The sequence below is a fragment of the Marinobacter sp. NP-4(2019) genome (assembly GCF_003994855.1).
GTDB lineage: Bacteria > Pseudomonadota > Gammaproteobacteria > Pseudomonadales > Oleiphilaceae > Marinobacter.
The window spans coordinates 1,751,929-1,770,424 of the sequence record NZ_CP034142.1 but is presented as its reverse complement, the minus strand read 5'-3'; the positions used below and the strand labels follow the sequence as shown (position 1 = coordinate 1,770,424).

Genomic DNA, 18,496 nt, shown 5'->3' with positions numbered 1-18,496 from the left:
TGAAACAGAAAAGCCGGCCATTTTCCATGGCCGGCTTTCAGGGATGGCAAAGCTCTAATGGTTACATGAACAGCAACGAGCCAGACAGGCCTTCCTTCTCAAGGATCTCGCGAAGACGACGCAGAGCCTCGACCTGTATCTGACGCACACGTTCACGGGTCAGGCCAATCTCCTGACCGACTTCCTCAAGGGTACTGACGGGATAGCCGCGTAAGCCAAAGCGACGGGAGAGCACTTCCTGCTGTTTTTCACTGAGCTGGTCAATCCACTTCTCGACACAGGAGCACATGTTGTTGTCCTGCAGGAGGTCAGCTGGGTCCGAAGCGCCTTCATCCGCCACAGTGTCCAACAGGGATTTCTCGCCCCCCGCCCCTATTGGCGTATCCATGGAAGCCACCCGTTCGTTCAGCCCGAGCATGCGCTTAACATCATCCACGGGCTTGTCGACCATTCGGGCGATTTCTTCCGCTGAAGGTTCGTGGTCCAGCTTCTGGGTGAGCTCACGGGCCGCTCGCAGATAAAGGTTGAGTTCCTTGACCACGTGAATGGGCAAACGGATGGTGCGGGTCTGGTTCATGATGGCCCGCTCAATGGTCTGGCGAATCCACCAGGTTGCGTAGGTCGAGAACCGGAACCCCCGCTCGGGATCAAACTTTTCCACCGCACGGATCAGGCCGAGATTGCCTTCCTCAATCAGGTCCAGCAATGTCAGGCCCCGGTTAACATACCGGCGGGCGATTTTGACCACCAGCCGCAAGTTACTTTCAATCATGCGTTTACGACCAGACTCCTCACCCTTGCGGGCCAGTCTGGCGAAATACACTTCTTCTTCAGGAGTGAGCAATGGAGAGAAGCCAATCTCGTTCAGATACAATTGGGTTGCATCGAGTTGTTTCTGGCTCGTGAAATATCGGCCCTGGGCCGGGATATCCTGTTCAACTTCTGCCACTTCCGTGTCAGAAGATTCCTTATCGACCTTGTCTTCTGCCAGAAGCTGCTCTTCGGCCTCTTCAACGTCACTCACACGATCGATGATCAGTTCTTCTTGCTCTGCTGACATATCTTTGCCCCGCCTCTCAATAATCCTGGTTGTCCGCTCACGACTTCTTATTATTGTGAGCACCTGCTGTGTTCGCGTTTTCTGTTCAGGACATTTAGCTATTGGCTGGTTACTACCGTAACCATTATTTTTGTTCTTTGCTGTCGGCTTTTTTGTCAGTGCCGGGATGTCTGTATCTGTCAGAATACCCGGTCAGCGTGGCGGCAAGAAATGTCTTGGATCAACCGGATTGCCATTTTTCCGAATCTCGAAATGCAATTTGGGTCGATCCGTGCCGCTGCTTCCAAGCTCTGCAATTACCTGCCCGGCTTTTACATCCTCCCCTTCCTGCACCAGAATCTTCCGGTTGTGGGCGTAAGCACTCAGATAGTGCTCATTATGATTCACAATAATCAGATTACCGTACCCAAGCAATCCACTACCGGCATAGACCACATTACCACCTGCGGCTGCTCTTACAGGATCTCCCGGATTTCCAGCAATATCAACACCTTTATTGACTTTCCCCGAAGTTGAATAACCTGCAATTACGGTGCCAACGTGAGGCCACCGCCAACTGACGTTTGACACCGTTTGCGTCTGGCTGTTCAACGGCGTCTTCCGGTCCGGGGCCCTGGAAACCGTTGGCCTGGGCTCTGCTTTCGGGGCCGTCGCTCTGCCAGTCTGTCGTGACGGTGGCTTTGCCGGTGACGGCTTGGCATGCCGCTTATTCTGGGCCGATGATGTGACAGTTCCGCGAACGTCCAGACGCAGGACCTGGCCGGCTTTCAAATGCCAGGGGGCGCTTATACCATTGGCATTGCCCAGCTCACGGTAGTCCCGGCCGTACCGCCAGGCGATGCTGTAAAGCGTTTCCCCGGGCTTGACCACATGTCGTCCCCAGTAAACCGGAGGGTTATAGCGGTCATCCTGATAAATAGCGTTGGTGTTGCAGCCACTGATCAGTGGGGGAACAAAGAGAAGAACCAGAAGCAGGGGGAGCCAGGAGAGCGGGCAAACGGGCTTTTCAGACCACAAGAATACCCGGGTACCGGAGGGGAACCGCAGTATTGCTGCACAATCAGCCTTGGGGGACCCAGGTAAACATCTCACAGGTATAAGAATAACCCCGTTATGAAAAATCCGTATTAAAAATACGGCAGTTTCTAAAGTTCTTGGAGTAACTGCTTAATATATTGCACATTTTATAGCCAATTCCAAGTTACTCCCTCGCCATATCTGTTACCGGGCGAAACACCCCCGACGACGAAAAAGTAACAATCCCGGGGATTTATGCCCTGGCACGACTTCCCATCCACTCCATCAGTAACACCACGACAAAACCGAGAACAGCCACGCTGATCGCCAAGGGCCATTGGGAATCCAGCCCGGTCAGTTCGCTATAGTAGCCGGGGGTGACACTGACCTCGTTAAGGGGAACCCGCTCACCGGCACTGTTGGTTCGCCAGCTCAGTGTTTCCTTCCAAGGCCAGACCTTATTGAGCGCACCGATCATAAAGCCGGTCAGCAACGCCAGCACGGCATCATGAAACCGGTGGAATGCCCAGGTAATCAACCGCGCGATGGACAACAGTCCGATCACACAACCCAGGGCAAACAATAGCAGGGAGCCCGCTTCGATGTTTCGGATTGCATCCAGTACCGGCGAGTACATACCAATGATCACCAATATGAAGCTTCCGGAGATACCCGGAAGGATCATGGCGCAGATGGCCAGAGCGCCTGCTCCGAGGAACACCAGGCCGGAAGGGTCCACCTGCCCCGCCGGTAACGTAGTCACCCACCAGGCAAACGCAATACCGGCAAGCAGGGGGGCCAACAGAATCGGTGATAGCTCACACACCTGACGTCCAACGTGCCAGACCGATGCGATAATCAAACCGAAGAAGAAGCTCCAGATCAGGATGGGGTATGCCTCCAGGCCATAGCTGATGATGGAGGCCAATGTCGCAATGCTGGCCAGGATTCCGGTGAGCAGACTGATCAGGAATGTGCCATCACACCGGAACCAGAACCCTCGCAAGTCTCCACGGAACAAGTGACATAACACTGCTTCCGGGACTGCATTGATCGCTTCCAGTAACCGAAAATAGATGCCCGTAATGAACGCAATGGTACCTCCGGACACCCCCGGCACGATGTCCGCAGCCCCCATGGCAATACCCCGGAGAAACACAGCAAACGGATGATGTTGGCGAACGCTCTCTGTCACCGGACAACTCCGCCCAACAAGGGCACAAAGTTCACCGCCTCAATCTCTGTGGTTTCAAAGCTGTCGCCATAACGTACCATTTTGACTAATGTCTGCTCTTCTTCTCCGACCGGGGCAACGATGACGCCGCCATCGGCCAGTTGAGCCCGGAGTTCAGCGGGAATTTCCGTGGGCGCAGCCGTCAGCATAATGCCGTCGAACGGGCCTTTATCCGGCCATCCCATGCCGCCGTCGGCGTGCTTGAGCAGGGTATTGCGCAATTCCAACTGACGCAGCCGGTCCCGCGCGCGATCTTGCAGGGGCTTGATTCGTTCCACGCTGAACACCTGACCCACCAGCCGAGCGAGAATCGCGGTCTGGTAGCCGGACCCGGTTCCCAACTCGAGCACGCGTGAGGGCGCGTGCTGCATCAGGATTTCCGTCATCCTCGCGACAATATAGGGCTGGGAAAGCGTCTGGCTGTATCCGATCGGCAGGGAGGTATCCTCATAGGCCCGGTGTGACAGCGCTTCATCCAGAAAAATATGGCGCGGCACGTCCGCCATCACATCCAGTACACGCTGATCAGTGATGCCCGCGTCCCTGAGGCGCTGAATCAGTCGCATACGGGTCCTGCGGGAAGTCATGCCAATACCCTGAAGCTCTGCAACCATCAACGGCCCTCCCCCGACGTCATATCATCAACCCACTCCCGGAGAGAAGACAACGCTTCATGACGCGTCATATCGACATGGACCGGGGTAATGGAAACGTAACCTTCACGGACCGCATGGAAATCGGTGCCCGGACCGGCATCACTGCCCTGCCCGGCGGCCCCGATCCAGTATCGCTCTTTCCCCCGGGGACAGGTCATGGGGACGGCACCCTCGGCGCGGTCCCGATGACCCAGCCTGGTCACACGGAATCCCGCTATGTCACCCCATGGTACGTCCGGAACATTGACATTCAGGATGCATCGGGGACCCAGGGCCAGGGGTTTCCTGCCTTCAAGGAGAAGACGAACCACCCGGGCAGCGGTCTCGTAGTGGAAATGACCATCGTTGACAAGAGAGACGGCAATGGCAGGCAAACCCAGGTTGCGGCCTTCAGTCGCCGCCGCCACCGTGCCGGAATAAATGATGTCATCGCCCAGATTGGCGTGGGTGTTAATGCCGGATACGACCCGGTCAAATGGCTCGCTGAACAGGCCATTCACCGCAAGATGGACACAATCCGTCGGGGTTCCGTCCACCGACCGGAACCCCGACGGATGTTGCTCCACGGTCAGGGGACGGTTCAGTGTCAGGGCATTGCTGGCCCCACTGTGATCCCTGTCGGGAGCAACGACCTCCAGCTCTCCGAGGCCTTCCAGCCCATCGTAGAGAGCCTGAAGCCCTGGTGAATGAACACCGTCATCATTGGATAACAGTATGCGCACAATTTTCTCCGCTAGCCTTTGTGCACCGGGTCATCACACCTGAACGCAGATTGCCTGCCCGGACACTTTATTGATCGGGGTCTTTTGCCCCTTCTTGCAACTCAAAAATATCTGCCAGGATTGTGGTGGCGTATTGTCCAGGCGCCAGCCAGAAACTGATCCGCAGGATATCCTCCGCCAACCACTGCCAATTCAGCTGCCCTGGCCTGGCAATCAGGGGGCGGCGCTCCGGCTTCATCCGGGTGACAGAAAACAAGGCTTCCAATCCAGGATTTTCAGCGACAACTTCGCGCTCAAAAGCCCCCTGTTCCGCTACCGCCTCAGTGCCTCCGTCACCCCACAAGGGGCCAGTCACAACCAGCTCCGAATCAGGGCCGGAACCCGGCTCACCCTCCAGAGCCTGGCGCCAGTTTCCGGCGGCAACCCGGCGGCCAAGCACTTCATTGAACAACCATGACCGGGCAGCAGAAAAGTACAATACGTTTTTACTGTCCTGACTGCCAGAGCCCGAACGCCCGCCCCCTCGTTTTTTACCGCCTTTTCGGGCGCGACGATTGAGCTTTGACGGGTCAATGGTCAGCGCACGATCAAGATTGGTGCCACCATGACCGAACCGCTGGGGGCCAAAATAGTTCGGAGCTCCCACCTTACTCAGCTCAGCCAACGCTTCGTCAATAGATCCTGCGGTAGCTGTCACCCCACGAAGCGTTATCTCGAAATGATTGCCCCGATGGTCTCCCCGGCGGAGTTTACGAGCATAACGGGTCCACGCGATAACGGGCCAACGCCCCGTTACCTGCGCGATGAAGGCTTCATCATCAACCTCCATGCCCGGACGGTAGATGCTATACCACTGTCGGGTCACGGCATGACGGTCCTTCAGGCCACAAAAGCCTACATCAAAATGTCGGCAGCCTGACAACAACGCCAGTTGGCGGGCAACATACTCGGTATTGTCACCGGTCTTTTCCAGCAACAGACAGAGATGCTCGCCACCGGTGACGTCACCTTCCGACGAACCTTCAGCGGGAAATCCGGGCACCCCCAGATCTTCAAAAACCCGAAAATCCTCTGGAGTGCTCTTCAACTCGGCCCGGGCAACCCGGTGTCCCCTTGATGTTGGCCAGTCCAGAGTCCAGTTGCCGCTTTCCCCTGTCTTGTCGCTCACGAGGATACCGGCTCCAGCAGGCAAATTGCCTGACAGGCAATGCCTTCACCACGCCCGGTAAAGCCGAGTTTTTCAGTGGTCGTCGCCTTTACACTGACCCGGCTGGCGGGGATACCCAGGTCTTCGGCAATGTTCAGCCGCATGGATTCAACATGGGGCGCCATTTTGGGCGCCTGAGCAATAATGGTGGTATCGACGTTCACCACGGAAAATCCCTCCTCGGTGACCCGGCTCATGACGCGACGCAACAAATCCCGGCTATCGGCTCCGGCCCATTCATCACTGCTATCAGGGAACAGATGCCCGATATCACCGAGGGCCACCGCGCCCAGGAGCGCGTCCGCCAGCGCATGCAAAAGCACGTCGCCGTCAGAATGAGCTTTCAGGCCGTGACTGTGGGGAATCCGGACACCACCGAGAGTAACAAAGCTGCCTTCACCGAAGGCATGGACATCGAAGCCCTGACCAATACGCATAGAGACTTTCCCGAAACCGTGCAGGCAAATTCAGAGCTGGCTGAGGATAAATCCCGCCAGGGCGAGATCCGCCGGGACAGTCACCTTGATGTTGTCCGGGCGTCCTTCCACCAGTATCGGCATGTTACCTGAAAATTCCATGGCAGAGGATTCATCCGTCACAGGCTGGGCATTTTCCGCGGCCAACTCCAGCGCGTTGACCAGCTTGGCGTATCGGAACATCTGGGGTGTCAGGGCTCGCCAAAGAGCACGCCGGTCAACGGTCTCCTGGACTTCCGGAGGGGTGGCGCGGTTGCCCTTCTTGAGCGTATCGGCGACGGGAGAGGCCAGGAGGCCGCCGACATTGTGATTCTGCAGAGAGGTGATTAACCGGATCAGGTCGTCCCGGTGGAGACACGGGCGGGCGGCATCGTGGACCAGCACCCAATCATCCGCATCCGCCTGAGGTGCCAGCGCACGGAGCGCGGCAAGCACCGAGTCCGCCCGTTCAACACCACCACGACAAGTCTGAATTCGGGAATCACTACTGGCTTCGGTGTTCGCCCACCAGCGATCGTCCGGATGGAGGGCGACCATGCAGCCATCGAACGAAGCTGAGTCGAGGGTACGTGACAGGGTGATATCGAGAATAAAACGACGATCAATCCTGAGGTACTGCTTGGGGCATTCGGCCTGCATGCGCTGACCAATACCGGCGGCAGGCACGATCAGCCAGAATCGGGGATTCGTCATTGGCGTGTATCAGTTTTCAACAACCAGGAAAAAGGTTTCGTCGTCACGGATCAGCCCCAGGTTCATCCTCGCACGCTCTTCCACCGCACCCTGCTCGTTATGCAGATTCCGGACTTCAGCGTAAAGGCGTTCGTTGCGGGCGGACAGTTCGGCATTCTCTTCCCGCTGCTCGGAAATGGACTGCTCCAGGGCCCATACCTGCGCGAAGCTGCCCTCCCCGATCCACAGGCGCACCTGCAGCAGGAGTATCAGCACAGCCATGATGGACCAGAGCACCTTCATTGCTAATTCCGTTTAATAAAAGCCGAACAAAAAACCAACACTGAATGTTGAGTATAGACCTTAGAGTAGATTAACAACAAATTATGCTAAATGGTTGTGCAGAAAGGCCATCGTGAATGAATTTTCATTCAGAACACGATGGCCTTAACATTTTGTTACCTGAAATAAGCGCTAATACAGGTAAAAAATGACTCCGTCGGGCCTCAACCCTGACCCTTGATCTCGGTCAGACCACGGTATGGCGCCTGGCCTTCCAGGGCTTCCTCGATGCGCAGAAGCTGGTTGTACTTGGCTACGCGATCCGAGCGGCACAGGGAACCGGTTTTGATCTGGCCCGCGCAGGTTGCCACCGCCAGGTCGGCAATGGTGGTGTCCTCGGTTTCACCGGAACGGTGGGAGATCACTGCCGTGAAACCAGCGTCCTGGGCCATCTTGATGGCGTCGAGGGTTTCACTCAGGCTACCAATCTGGTTGAACTTGATCAGGATGGAATTACCAACGCCCTTGTCGATACCCTGCTTCAGGATTTTGGTGTTGGTTACGAACAGGTCATCACCCACCAGCTGAACCTTGCTGCCCAGCTTGTCGGTCAGCACTTTCCAGCCGTCCCAGTCGCTCTCGTCCATGCCATCTTCGATGGAGACGATCGGGTAACGTTCGCACAGACCGGCCAGGTAATCGGCAAAGCCTTCGGAGTCAAAGCTCTTGCCTTCACCGGACAACTGGTACTGACCGTCCTTGTAGAACTCGGAAGACGCACAGTCCAGGGCCAGGGTCACATCGGATCCCAGCTTGTAACCGGCTTTCTCAACCGCTTCCTGAATGACCGCCAGTGCCGCTTCGTTGGACGGCAGGTTAGGAGCGAAACCACCTTCGTCACCCACTGCGGTGTTCAGACCCTGGGCCTTCAGTACTTTCTTCAGGCTGTGGAAGATCTCGGCGCCAATTCTCAGGGCCTCCGCAAAGCTCTTGGCAGCCACCGGCTGAACCATGAACTCCTGGATATCCACATTGTTGTCCGCGTGCTCACCGCCATTGAGGATGTTCATCATCGGAACCGGCATGGAGAACTTGCCGGAAGTGCCGTTGATGTCCGCAATATGCTCGTACAGCGGCTTGCCAAGAGAAATCGCAGCTGCCTTGGCCGCCGCCAGGGAAACCGCCAGAATGGCGTTAGCGCCCAGGTTAGCTTTGTTCTCGGTGCCGTCCAGTTCCAGCATGGTGTCGTCCAGACCACGCTGGTCTGCGGCGTCTTTACCGATCAGCGCGTCACGGATCTTGCTGTTCACGGCTTCAACGGCCTTACGGACACCCTTGCCCAGATAACGGGAAGAATCGCCATCACGCAGCTCCAGCGCTTCGCGGGAACCGGTAGATGCGCCGGAAGGCGCGCAAGCACGGCCCAGCGTTCCGTCCTCAAGAATCACGTCCGCTTCAACGGTCGGGTTACCGCGTGAATCCAGTACCTCACGGGCTTTGATGTTGGCAATCTTGGTCATTCTTCTGGGTCTCCGGTTTTATCTTCTAGAATCGGTGTAAGGTTAATTTCTGGATTTGGTGCAAGAGCAAGCGGGTGGTTGGGCTTTGCGAAAACCGCTACGAGCACATCCATGTGCGCTTCTCTCAGGCCATCCATGGCCTTCGAAATTTTCGCAAAGCCCAACCACCCGCTCGCTCACCAAGTCCTGATGAAACGTCGACACCGCCAATCAGGCGGTGTCGATAGGTTTAAAGCTCTTAACAAGATCATCCACTGCCTTGACCCGCTGGAGGAATGGCTCCAGTTGGCTCAGGCGCAAGGCACAGGGGCCATCGCATTTGGCCTTATCCGGGTCCGGATGAGCTTCCAGGAATAAGCCGGCCAGCCCTTGAGACATACCGGCCAGTGCCAGGTCCGTGACCTGCGCACGACGACCGCCAGCAGAATCAGCTCGCCCGCCAGGCATCTGCAGTGAATGAGTCACATCAAACATCACCGGCACATTCATGGACTTCATGATGCCGAAGCCGAGCATGTCGACCACCAGGTTGTTATAACCAAAGCTGCTGCCCCGCTCGCACAGGATCACCTTGTCGTTGCCGGCTTCTTCACACTTGGTGATGATGTGCTTCATTTCCTGGGGTGCGAGGAACTGGGCCTTCTTGATGTTGATAACTGCACCGGTTTTGGCCATGGCGACCACCAGATCAGTCTGGCGGCTCAGGAAGGCCGGCAACTGAATGATGTCACACACCTCTGCCGCAGGCGCAGCCTGGGCCGGTTCATGGACATCGGAAATGATGGGGACACCGAATTTGCTCTTGATGTCCGCCAGTATTTGCAGTCCTTTCTCCAGGCCGGGGCCACGGAAAGAGTTCACGGACGAGCGGTTGGCCTTGTCAAAGGACGCCTTGAACACATACGGAATACCCAGCTTGCCAGTGGCCTCAACGTAGGCCTCTGCCACTTCCATGGCCAGCTCGGGAGATTCCAGTACGTTCATACCACCAAACAACACAAACGGCTTGTCGTTGGCGACCTCGATTCCGGAGACGTTTACCGTGCTCTGTGCCATGCTCAGGATTCCTTTTTATGAGCCAGTGCTGCCTGGACAAAGCCCTTGAACAGGGGATGCCCGTCACGGGGCGTTGATGTAAATTCCGGGTGGAACTGGCACGCCACAAACCAGGGATGATCCGGGGCCTCAACCACTTCCACCAGACGACCGTCGGCCGAGCGGCCGGAAATCTTCAAGCCGGCCTCTTCCAGATTGGGCAGGAAATGATTGTTTACTTCGTAACGGTGGCGGTGACGTTCACGGATGGTTTTCTTGCCATAGCAGTTGGCAATGGTGGAACCTTCGGTCAACACACAGTCCTGCGCACCAAGGCGCATGGTGCCACCCAGATCGGATTCCTCTGTACGTTCTTCGCGCTCGCCGCTGGCATCAAGCCATTCGGTAATCAGGCCAACCACCGGTTCCGGTGTATGCTGACGGAATTCTGTGCTGTGGGCGTCCTTGAGGCCCGCCACGTTACGGGCATACTCAATAACGGCTACCTGCATGCCAAGACAAATACCCAGATAGGGAACTTTGTTTTCGCGAGCGTACTGCACTGTGCGAATCTTGCCTTCCACACCACGCTCACCAAAGCCGCCTGGCACCAGAATAGCATCGGCACTGTCGAGTGCCCCGGTGCCGTCACGTTCGATGTCCTCGGAATCAATGTAATTGATCTTGACCTTGGTACGGGTTTTGATACCGGCGTGCAGCAAGGACTCAATCAGTGACTTGTAGGCATCCAGAAGCTCCATGTACTTACCGACCATGGCGATGGTCACTTCGTCTTCGGGATTCATAAGGGATTCGACAACGTCGTCCCATTCACTCAAGTCAGCAGGACGCGCGTCCAGGCTGAACCGTTCAATCACCAACTGGTCCAGACCATGTTCGTGAAGCATGCGGGGAATGGCGTAGATGGACTTGGCGTCCTGAAGCGGAATGACCGCTCGCTCTTCCACGTTCGTGAACAGGGCAATCTTGCGACGGGAACTGGCGTCCACCTCGTGCTCCGAACGGCACAGCAGGATATCCGGCTGCAGACCGATGGAACGCATTTCCTTCACGGAATGCTGGGTGGGTTTGGTCTTGATCTCTCCGGCGGTGGCGATATATGGCACCAGCGTCAGGTGCATGAACAGGGCCCGTTGAGGTCCAACCTCTACCTTCAATTGACGACACGCCTCAAGGAACGGCAGGGACTCGATATCACCCACGGTGCCGCCAATTTCGATCAGGGCCACATCAGAACCGGCCGCACCTTCCACCACACGACGCTTGATCTCGTCGGTGATGTGAGGAATCACCTGCACGGTGCCGCCCAGATAGTCTCCACGACGCTCCTTACGAATAACCTCTTCGTAGACACGGCCGGTTGTGAAGTTGTTGCGACGAGTCATGCGGCTGCGAATGAATCGCTCGTAGTGCCCCAGATCGAGGTCGGTTTCCGCGCCATCTTCGGTGACGAATACTTCACCGTGCTGAAACGGGCTCATGGTGCCGGGGTCCACGTTGATGTACGGGTCCAGCTTGAGAATGGTGACCTTCAGGCCGCGTGCCTCGAGGATCGCAGCCAGTGAAGCCGATGCGATACCTTTCCCCAAGGAGGACACGACACCGCCGGTGACGAAAATATAACGCGTCATGCAGATTCCATGATTGTCTGGTTCGGTGAAGGAGGGAGATTGTCATCTCAAGATGGGACGCCAGACTACCAGAAACCCCCACCTTACTCAATCAAATTCCCGCTCCACAACAATGCGCCAGCCGGCGGCTGGGGCCTCCCCACAGTATTTACCGGAGAGCCACAGATCGCCAACGGCAACCAGCTCGCCCCCACCTTCCGGTCCCTCGAACAGCAAGGGAATCCGCGCCCTTTCCCAGGGTGGCACATGTTGCTCCTGCAACCACTTTTTCAGTGGTTTCGAGGGGCCATCGGGGCGAGTTCGTATACGTTCGCCGCCCTGCCTCGTAGATATTCGTATTGGCGGAGGGCCATCACTCGCGGTAGCCGTGGCAGCCAGGGTAAACCGCCAAGGGCCGATCTGAACCGAGTGCCCGGGTATCAAGGATTGCGGAACCGGCAAATCCCCGGGCTGCTCAGGTACCAGGTAAAGCCAGCCATGGAAGCGGCGCAGGGAGAATCCATCACCCCGGAGCTCAGGCTCTTTATCTTCAGCGGAGCACATCAGGTCATCCAATACCTGCTGCCAGTTTGCCACCGCCGGGCAGCGGTAACCCGATCGGGCGATCCACCAGTGCACGAGGTTTTTTTGCTCCGCCAGGCTTAGACTGAGCATTTGGGAGATCTTTAAGCGCCCTTCACCCCCCGACACCAAATCATAGTGAATCCGTGCCAGCGACGCCGCCAGCTCCTGCTGGTCGCGACAGGCCCTCGCACTGTGTCCGAGACGTTTGATCAATGACGGCCAACGGGACTTGAGCAACGGTATCACCGAGTGACGCAGGAAATTGCGATCGTATTTCTGATCGGTATTGCTGGGATCTTCCACCCAAACCAGACCTGCCTGCTGCGCCCATCCATAAATCTGCTGGCGACTGAAGGCGAGAAATGGCCGATGCAATTCTCCCAGGCCGAGAGGCCGACTGGACGGCATCCCCGCCAGACCAGCCACGCCACTACCTCGCAGCAAACGGAACAAAACAGTTTCTGCCTGATCATCGCCATGGTGCGCCATCAACATCAAGTGGCCGGGTGCCAGAATACGTTTAAAAACGTCATAGCGCGCATGGCGGGCCGCCTCCTCGATACCGCCGGTCGTTGATTCGTCGGCAGCCTTCGCAGATACCGTTACCCGCTCAACTGTCAGGGGAATACCCACGCTTTTACACAAATCCCTGCAGAACCGCTCGGTTTCGTCGGCATTCCTCTGAAGCTGGTGATTGACATGGATCGCGGCAACGTTGCGATCACTGCCCAGGCAGTGGGATACGAGGTGGAGAAGAAGAACCGAGTCGAGGCCACCGCTGAGGGCGACCCACACACAGGAAGTATCAGGAAGGTGCCTGACCGACTCACACAATGCCGCCGGCCAGGAAAACTGCGGGGCGGGTTTACCGCCCGGTGTCATATCGGGTCAGCCGCTCGTAACGGCGGGATACCAGTTCATCGGTGGGAAGACGGCTCAGTTCGGCAACCCCTTTCTTCAGGGTTTCCCGAAGCGACTCGGACATCTTCTCGGGATTCCGGTGAGCACCGCCCAGGGGTTCCTTAATGACGTTATCCGCCAGCCCCAGATCCTTCAGGCGACTCGCCGTCACACCCATGGCTTCCGCTGCCTGCGCCGCGTACTCAGCGCTCTTCCACAAAATGGAAGCACAGCCTTCCGGGGAAATTACGGCGTAGGTTGAGTATTGCAACATGTTCAGCTGATCACAGACGCCGATCGCCAGTGCGCCACCAGAGCCGCCTTCGCCAATCACCGTAGAAATGATCGGCGTTTTAAGGCGGGACATCACTCCCAGGTTGAACGCGATCGCCTCACTCTGGCCCCGCTCTTCGGCGCCGATACCGGGATAGGCGCCCGGGGTATCGATAAAGGTCAGGATCGGCATGCTGAAACGCTCGGCCATCTCCATCAGGCGCAGCGCCTTGCGATACCCCTCCGGACGAGGCATACCGAAGTTACGCTTGACCTTGTCACGCACTTCCCGGCCCTTCTGATGACCGATAATCATCACCGGCTTGTCGTCCAGGCGGGCGGTTCCCCCTACAATCGAGAGGTCATCCGCATACCGGCGATCGCCGTGCAGCTCGTCAAAATCATCGAAGATCATTTCGATGTAGTCGAGCGTATAGGGGCGACGTGGATGACGCGCCAGACGCGCCACGTCCCAGGGTTGCAGGTCGGAAAAGATACTCTCCGTCAGGCTGACGCTTTTGCTTTTCAGCCGGTTGATTTCATCGGAGATGTTGATGTCGGTGTCGTTCCCGACCATGCGAAGCTCTTCGATTTTCGCTTCCAGGTCGGCAATAGGCTGTTCGAAATCCAGATAGTTAGGGTTCATGATGTTCCATCATTTGATTGCAGGACGGAAATTTATCCCGTCAAACCAGAATTTTGGACAAAGATAGCAGTGCCCGCTCCGAGGCTAAAGCGGACATTGGTATGAGTCCGCAGTCTGACAAATATTTAACGTTGCACCTGCCGCACCCTTCAATCATAGACCAGTTCCACGGACTGGTCGCCCACGAGGTAGCGTAACTCCAGTAACAGGTCGTCATCTGGCTGAACTCGCCAGGCTTCTCCCAGTTCTATACGGGTTCTTGCTTCCGGGCTGCTGTACTCGATCCACACAGGACTCCCCTCACACCGGAACGGCTCCAGGGTGGTGCCCAGCTTGTCCAGCAGTCCGTTCTGCAACTGGTCGGCATGCAGCGACAACTTCAAGCCGCGGCTGAACTGTTGGCGCGCGGTGCCGACGTCCATGACGGAATTGACCCGCATCTTCATCTGACCGGAGTAATCGTCATGGCTGACCTGCCCTTCCACCACAATCACCTGATCCGACTGCAGCAGTTCACGGTTCTCGAAAAACGCTTCCGAAAACAGCGTGGCTTCGATGCGCGCACTGCGATCATCCAGGGTTATAAAACACATGGTGGACCCGGTGCGGGTCTTCATGGTCCGCTGGGCCACCACAAGGCCAGCTACCCGTTGAGGTGATTTGTTGGGCTTGAGATCGGCAATCGATGAGCGCACAAAACGGCGCACCTCTTTCTCGTACTCATCAAACGGATGACCGGTGAGGTACAGACCCAGGGTGTCCTTCTCACCCTTCAGCCGCTCTTTTTCCGGCCATTCGCGGACATGGGCAACGTCCTCGTACGGATCTGTGTCACCGCCCGCTTCCAGGGTCTCCCCGAACATGTCCACCATGCCCACGGCGTCGTTACGGGACTGCTGTCCCGCCTGTTGCACCGCCTTGTCAATACTGGCCATCAGCTGTGCGCGCCCGGCCCCGAGCTTGTCCATGGCACCGGAACGGATCAGGGCTTCCATCGCCCGCTTATTCACTTTCTTCGGGTCCACCCGGCGGCAGAAATCGAAAATGTCCTGATAAGGCTCGCCATCGGCCCGGCCTTCCACGATGCTCTGAATCGGCCCTTCCCCCAACCCCTTGATAGCGCCAAGACCATATACGATCTGACCTTCGTCGTTAACGGTAAAGGTGTATTCAGAACGGCTGACGTCCGGTACCAGAAGGTCCAGCTTCATGTTCCGGCACTCTTCCACCAGCGTCACAACCTTGTCGGTGTTCTGCATATCGGCGGTGAGTACCGCGGCCATGAATTCGGCCGGGTAATGGGCCTTCAGCCACAGCGTCTGGTAGGACACCAGGGCATAGGCGGCGGAGTGGGACTTGTTGAAGCCGTAGCCGGCAAACTTTTCCACCAGGTCGAAAATGTTCTCGGCCAGGACCTTGTCGATGCCATTCTTTTCACAGCCATCAAGGAAAATCTGCTTCTGCTTGGCCATTTCCTCGGGCTTCTTCTTACCCATGGCCCGGCGCAGCATGTCCGCGCCACCCAGGGTGTAACCCGCCATCACCTGGGCAATCTGCATGACCTGCTCCTGGTACAGGATGACCCCGTATGTGGGCTCCAGTACCGGCTTCAGACCTTCATACTGATAATCCGGGTGCGGGAAGGACATCGGCTGACGGCCGTGCTTCCGGTCGATGAAGTCGTCCACCATGCCCGATTGCAACGGGCCGGGACGGAACAGTGCCACCAGGGCGATCATGTCTTCCAGGGAATCCGGCTGCAGGCGGCGGATCAGGTCTTTCATCCCGCGGGATTCCAACTGGAATACCGCCGTGGTTTCCGCTTTCTTCAGCATGTCGAAGGACGGCACATCGTCCAGCGGAATCTCATTGATATCCAGCGGCGGCAATCCACGCTTTTCGCGGCGCGGATTGATCATTTTCAGGGCCCAGTCGATGATGGTCAGGGTCCGCAGCCCCAGGAAGTCGAACTTCACCAGGCCGGCGTCTTCCACATCACCCTTGTCGAACTGAGTCACCAGGCTGCCGCCTTCGTCATCACAGTACAGCGGTGAGAAGTCGGTAATCTTGGTGGGCGCGATCACCACGCCCCCGGCGTGCTTACCGGCGTTCCGGCACACACCCTCCAGCTTCAAGGCCATATCCCAGATTTCCTGGGCTTCCTCGTCCTGCTCAAGGAAGTCGGTCAACTGGGGTTCCTGCTCAAGAGCCTTCTCCAGGGTCATCCCCGGTTCGAACGGAATCATTTTGGACAGCTTGTCCGCCAGGCCATAGGACTTGCCCTGAACCCGAGCCACGTCCCGCACTACCGCCTTGGCGGCCATCGTGCCGAACGTAATTATCTGGGAAACCGCCTCACGGCCGTATTTTTCCGCCACATAGGCAATCACCCGGTCCCGCCCTTCCATACAGAAGTCGACGTCGAAGTCGGGCATGGATACCCGTTCCGGGTTGAGGAAGCGTTCGAACAGCAGATCGTATTCCAGTGGATCCAGATCGGTAATCAACTGAGCGTAGGCCACCAGCGAACCGGCACCGGAGCCCCGGCCCGGACCCACCGGAACACCGTTATTCTTGGCCCATTTGATAAAGTCCATAACGATGAGGAAGTAGCCCGGGAACCCCATCTGGGTAATGATATCCAGTTCGAAGTTCAGGCGCTTGTAATACGCTTCCCGCTTGGTGTCGTATTCCGGATCATCCTTGCTCAGGGTCTTGGCCAGCCGTTCCTCAAGACCGTCTTCCGACACCTTGCGGAAGTACTCATCCATGGTCATCCCTTCGGGGATCGGATAGTTCGGCAGGAAGTATTCGCCCATACGCACTTTTACCGAGCAGCGCCGGGCAATCTCGACGGTGTTTTCCACGGCTTCGGGGATGTCCGAAAACAGCTCGATCATCTCGTCCGCACTGCGGAGATATTGCTGGTCACTGAACCGGCGGTCACGGCGGGGATCATCCAGGGTCCGGCTCTCGCCGATACACACCCGGGCTTCGTGGGCCTCGAAATCCTCGGTCTCCAGAAAATGAACATCGTTAGTGGCCACCACCGGGATCCCCAGGGAATCCGCCAGCTCGACGCTCAGGTGCAGGCAATCTTCGTCGCCGGCGCGGCCGGTGCGCTGAAGCTCCAGATAATAGGCGTCAGGATAGAGATTCAGCCAGTATTTGGCACGTTCCCGGGCCAGTTCCTGTTTACCCGCCAGCAACGCTCTACCCACATCACCGAGCTTGCCCCCCGAAAGAGCGATCAGGCCTCCTGAACGGGCCTCCAACCACGCCCGTTGAATAATGGGCTTACCAAAACGCTGGCCTTCGGTGTAGCCCTGACTGATGATTTCGGTCAGGTGTAGATAACCGTCATTGTTAAGGGCCAGCAGAGTCAGGCGGAACGGATTTTCCGGCTCCTCAGGATTCTCCAGCCACAGATCGGCACCGATAATGGGCTTGACGCCAGCTCCGGTGGCGGCCTTGTAAAAGCGCACCAGCGCGCACATGTTCGACTGATCGGTGAGACCCACGGCCGGCATACCGAGTTCCGCAACCCGGCTGACCAGCGGTTTGACCCGGACCAGTCCATCCACCATGGAGTATTCGGAATGTACGCGAAGGTGTACAAAGGTTTGCGCCATAACGTCAGGCTATTCCTGCTGTTGAATTCCAGTTGCGATCGGCATCAGCCGCCCGTCAGTTCTCGAATGTCTGCTTCTGTTTGGGGGCCGAAGCGGGTCTCGAGTAGTTCACCCTCAGGGTTCACGACAAAGGTAGCGGGCAACCCTACCGGGGTTTTCCAGCCAAATTCCGGGCCCGGGTCTTCCGCCAGCATGGTATAGCGGATGCCCATGGATTCGCCCAGGTCGACCAGCGCCTGGCCCTTGATGTCGTCAAAGTTCACGCCCAGCACGGTAATGCGGCTACTGCGATCCAGCTTGTTGAGTTCGGGAATTTCTTCCAGGCACGGCTTGCACCACTCGGCCCAATAGTTCACCAGAACCCACTGCCCCCGGAGGCTGTCCCATTCCACAGGCTCGCCCTGTGCCTGCTCGAACGCCACCTTTTCACAACCAGACAGCGTCAACAAACAGGTCACCACGACCAGGGGTGATAAGAGAGTTCGATAACGGGACCTTGCAGGGTACTGCACAGGGAGTCCTCCTGTTAGACTACGGGGCATCCGAAATTCAGGAAAGCCATTTAAAACTCAGGCCAGAAGATGACAGAACCGACCCGTATTTTCCACAACCCCCGCTGTTCAAAATCCAGACAAACCCTTGAACTGCTTACCGATCGCGGTATCGAGCCGGAGATTATACGCTACCTTGAAACCCCACCGACAGAGCAGGAACTCATACACATCCTCGATGTGCTTGGTTATGAACCCCGGCAGTTGATGCGCACCAAGGAAAAAGAGTACAGGGAACTTGGCCTGGATAGCCCGGAACTGGATCGTGATGCGCTGGTCCGTGCCATGGTGACCAACCCCAAACTGATTGAACGGCCGATCGTGATCCGCGGCGATAAGGTTGCCCTGGGTCGCCCGCCGGAAAACGTACTGGCCATTCTCTGATGGGGACCTGTTG

At 57.2% G+C, this 18,496-nt stretch carries 17 protein-coding genes; 1 reads left to right on the top strand and 16 read right to left on the bottom strand.

Features of this window, described 5'->3' with window-relative positions; genetic code table 11:
* Nucleotides 1-61: 61 nt before the first annotated feature.
* The 16 genes from rpoS to EHN06_RS07995 form a co-directional block, all read right to left on the bottom strand.
* Complete coding sequence (rpoS, locus tag EHN06_RS08070; RefSeq protein ID WP_127331818.1) at nucleotides 62-1,060, bottom strand: RNA polymerase sigma factor RpoS; 999 nt, start codon at nucleotides 1,058-1,060, stop codon at nucleotides 62-64.
* Nucleotides 1,061-1,252: 192 nt separating this feature from the next.
* Nucleotides 1,253-1,651 (bottom strand): murein hydrolase activator EnvC family protein, encoded by a 399-nt coding sequence (locus EHN06_RS21760; RefSeq protein ID WP_228257472.1) that lies wholly within the window; start codon nucleotides 1,649-1,651, stop codon nucleotides 1,253-1,255.
* 679 nt (nucleotides 1,652-2,330) lie between these two features.
* A complete protein-coding gene (locus EHN06_RS08060; RefSeq protein WP_127334387.1) occupies nucleotides 2,331-3,215 on the bottom strand; it encodes a DUF368 domain-containing protein in 885 nt (294 codons plus the stop codon).
* Between the two features lie 53 nt (nucleotides 3,216-3,268).
* Entirely contained in the window at nucleotides 3,269-3,925 is a 657-nt protein-coding gene (locus EHN06_RS08055) for a protein-L-isoaspartate(D-aspartate) O-methyltransferase (RefSeq protein ID WP_127331816.1), read from the bottom strand.
* Nucleotides 3,925-4,689: a 5'/3'-nucleotidase SurE gene (gene surE, locus EHN06_RS08050; RefSeq protein WP_127331814.1), complete on the bottom strand. Its 765-nt coding sequence runs from the start codon at nucleotides 4,687-4,689 to the stop codon at nucleotides 3,925-3,927. Before surE ends, EHN06_RS08055 begins: the two co-directional genes overlap by 1 nt.
* Before the next feature lie 67 nt (nucleotides 4,690-4,756).
* Nucleotides 4,757-5,857, bottom strand: a complete 1,101-nt coding sequence (gene truD, locus EHN06_RS08045) for a tRNA pseudouridine(13) synthase TruD (RefSeq protein WP_127331812.1) — start codon at nucleotides 5,855-5,857, stop codon at nucleotides 4,757-4,759.
* Entirely contained in the window at nucleotides 5,854-6,333 is a 480-nt protein-coding gene (gene ispF, locus EHN06_RS08040; RefSeq protein ID WP_127331810.1) for a 2-C-methyl-D-erythritol 2,4-cyclodiphosphate synthase, read from the bottom strand. The genes truD and ispF overlap by 4 nt, the downstream gene beginning before the upstream one ends.
* 30 nt (nucleotides 6,334-6,363) lie before the next feature.
* A complete protein-coding gene (gene ispD / locus EHN06_RS08035) occupies nucleotides 6,364-7,065 on the bottom strand; it encodes a 2-C-methyl-D-erythritol 4-phosphate cytidylyltransferase (RefSeq protein ID WP_127331808.1) in 702 nt (233 codons plus the stop codon).
* Nucleotides 7,066-7,074: 9 nt separating this feature from the next.
* Nucleotides 7,075-7,347, bottom strand: coding sequence for a septum formation initiator family protein (locus EHN06_RS08030; RefSeq protein WP_127331806.1), 273 nt, complete (start codon nucleotides 7,345-7,347; stop codon nucleotides 7,075-7,077).
* Between the two features lie 203 nt (nucleotides 7,348-7,550).
* The gene (gene eno / locus EHN06_RS08025) at nucleotides 7,551-8,846 is read right to left on the bottom strand and encodes a phosphopyruvate hydratase (protein WP_127331804.1); all 1,296 of its coding nucleotides are present in this window, start codon (nucleotides 8,844-8,846) and stop codon (nucleotides 7,551-7,553) included.
* Nucleotides 8,847-9,056: 210 nt separating this feature from the next.
* Nucleotides 9,057-9,902: a 3-deoxy-8-phosphooctulonate synthase gene (gene kdsA / locus EHN06_RS08020; RefSeq protein WP_127331802.1), complete on the bottom strand. Its 846-nt coding sequence runs from the start codon at nucleotides 9,900-9,902 to the stop codon at nucleotides 9,057-9,059.
* A 2-nt stretch (nucleotides 9,903-9,904) separates the two neighbouring features.
* Nucleotides 9,905-11,533, bottom strand: coding sequence for a CTP synthase (locus EHN06_RS08015; protein WP_127331800.1), 1,629 nt, complete (start codon nucleotides 11,531-11,533; stop codon nucleotides 9,905-9,907).
* An 87-nt stretch (nucleotides 11,534-11,620) separates the two neighbouring features.
* Entirely contained in the window at nucleotides 11,621-12,979 is a 1,359-nt protein-coding gene (gene tilS, locus EHN06_RS08010) for a tRNA lysidine(34) synthetase TilS (protein ID WP_127331798.1), read from the bottom strand.
* Entirely contained in the window at nucleotides 12,963-13,916 is a 954-nt protein-coding gene (gene accA, locus EHN06_RS08005) for an acetyl-CoA carboxylase carboxyl transferase subunit alpha (RefSeq protein ID WP_127331796.1), read from the bottom strand. The genes tilS and accA overlap by 17 nt, the downstream gene beginning before the upstream one ends.
* 149 nt (nucleotides 13,917-14,065) lie before the next feature.
* Nucleotides 14,066-17,548 (bottom strand): DNA polymerase III subunit alpha, encoded by a 3,483-nt coding sequence (gene dnaE, locus EHN06_RS08000; protein ID WP_127331794.1) that lies wholly within the window; start codon nucleotides 17,546-17,548, stop codon nucleotides 14,066-14,068.
* Nucleotides 17,549-17,592: 44 nt separating this feature from the next.
* The gene (locus tag EHN06_RS07995; protein ID WP_228257435.1) at nucleotides 17,593-18,060 is read right to left on the bottom strand and encodes a TlpA family protein disulfide reductase; all 468 of its coding nucleotides are present in this window, start codon (nucleotides 18,058-18,060) and stop codon (nucleotides 17,593-17,595) included.
* A gap of 69 nt (nucleotides 18,061-18,129) precedes the next feature.
* Between EHN06_RS07995 and arsC the strand changes: the two genes are divergently transcribed.
* Complete coding sequence (gene arsC / locus EHN06_RS07990) at nucleotides 18,130-18,483, top strand: arsenate reductase (glutaredoxin) (protein WP_127331790.1); 354 nt, start codon at nucleotides 18,130-18,132, stop codon at nucleotides 18,481-18,483.
* The last annotated feature ends 13 nt before the right edge of the window (nucleotides 18,484-18,496 follow it).

Coding starts and splice junctions, on each gene's coding strand:
- rpoS (WP_127331818.1), bottom strand. CDS start 1,060: ATGTCAGCAGAGCAAGAAGAACTGATCATCGATCGTGTGAGTGACGTT.
- EHN06_RS08060 (WP_127334387.1), bottom strand. CDS start 3,215: ATGGGGGCTGCGGACATCGTGCCGGGGGTGTCCGGAGGTACCATTGCG.
- EHN06_RS08055 (WP_127331816.1), bottom strand. CDS start 3,925: ATGGTTGCAGAGCTTCAGGGTATTGGCATGACTTCCCGCAGGACCCGT.
- ispF (WP_127331810.1), bottom strand. CDS start 6,333: ATGCGTATTGGTCAGGGCTTCGATGTCCATGCCTTCGGTGAAGGCAGC.
- ispD (WP_127331808.1), bottom strand. CDS start 7,065: ATGACGAATCCCCGATTCTGGCTGATCGTGCCTGCCGCCGGTATTGGT.
- EHN06_RS08030 (WP_127331806.1), bottom strand. CDS start 7,347: ATGAAGGTGCTCTGGTCCATCATGGCTGTGCTGATACTCCTGCTGCAG.
- eno (WP_127331804.1), bottom strand. CDS start 8,846: ATGACCAAGATTGCCAACATCAAAGCCCGTGAGGTACTGGATTCACGC.
- kdsA (WP_127331802.1), bottom strand. CDS start 9,902: ATGGCACAGAGCACGGTAAACGTCTCCGGAATCGAGGTCGCCAACGAC.
- EHN06_RS08015 (WP_127331800.1), bottom strand. CDS start 11,533: ATGACGCGTTATATTTTCGTCACCGGCGGTGTCGTGTCCTCCTTGGGG.
- tilS (WP_127331798.1), bottom strand. CDS start 12,979: ATGACACCGGGCGGTAAACCCGCCCCGCAGTTTTCCTGGCCGGCGGCA.
- accA (WP_127331796.1), bottom strand. CDS start 13,916: ATGAACCCTAACTATCTGGATTTCGAACAGCCTATTGCCGACCTGGAA.
- dnaE (WP_127331794.1), bottom strand. CDS start 17,548: ATGGCGCAAACCTTTGTACACCTTCGCGTACATTCCGAATACTCCATG.
- arsC (WP_127331790.1), top strand. CDS start 18,130: ATGACAGAACCGACCCGTATTTTCCACAACCCCCGCTGTTCAAAATCC.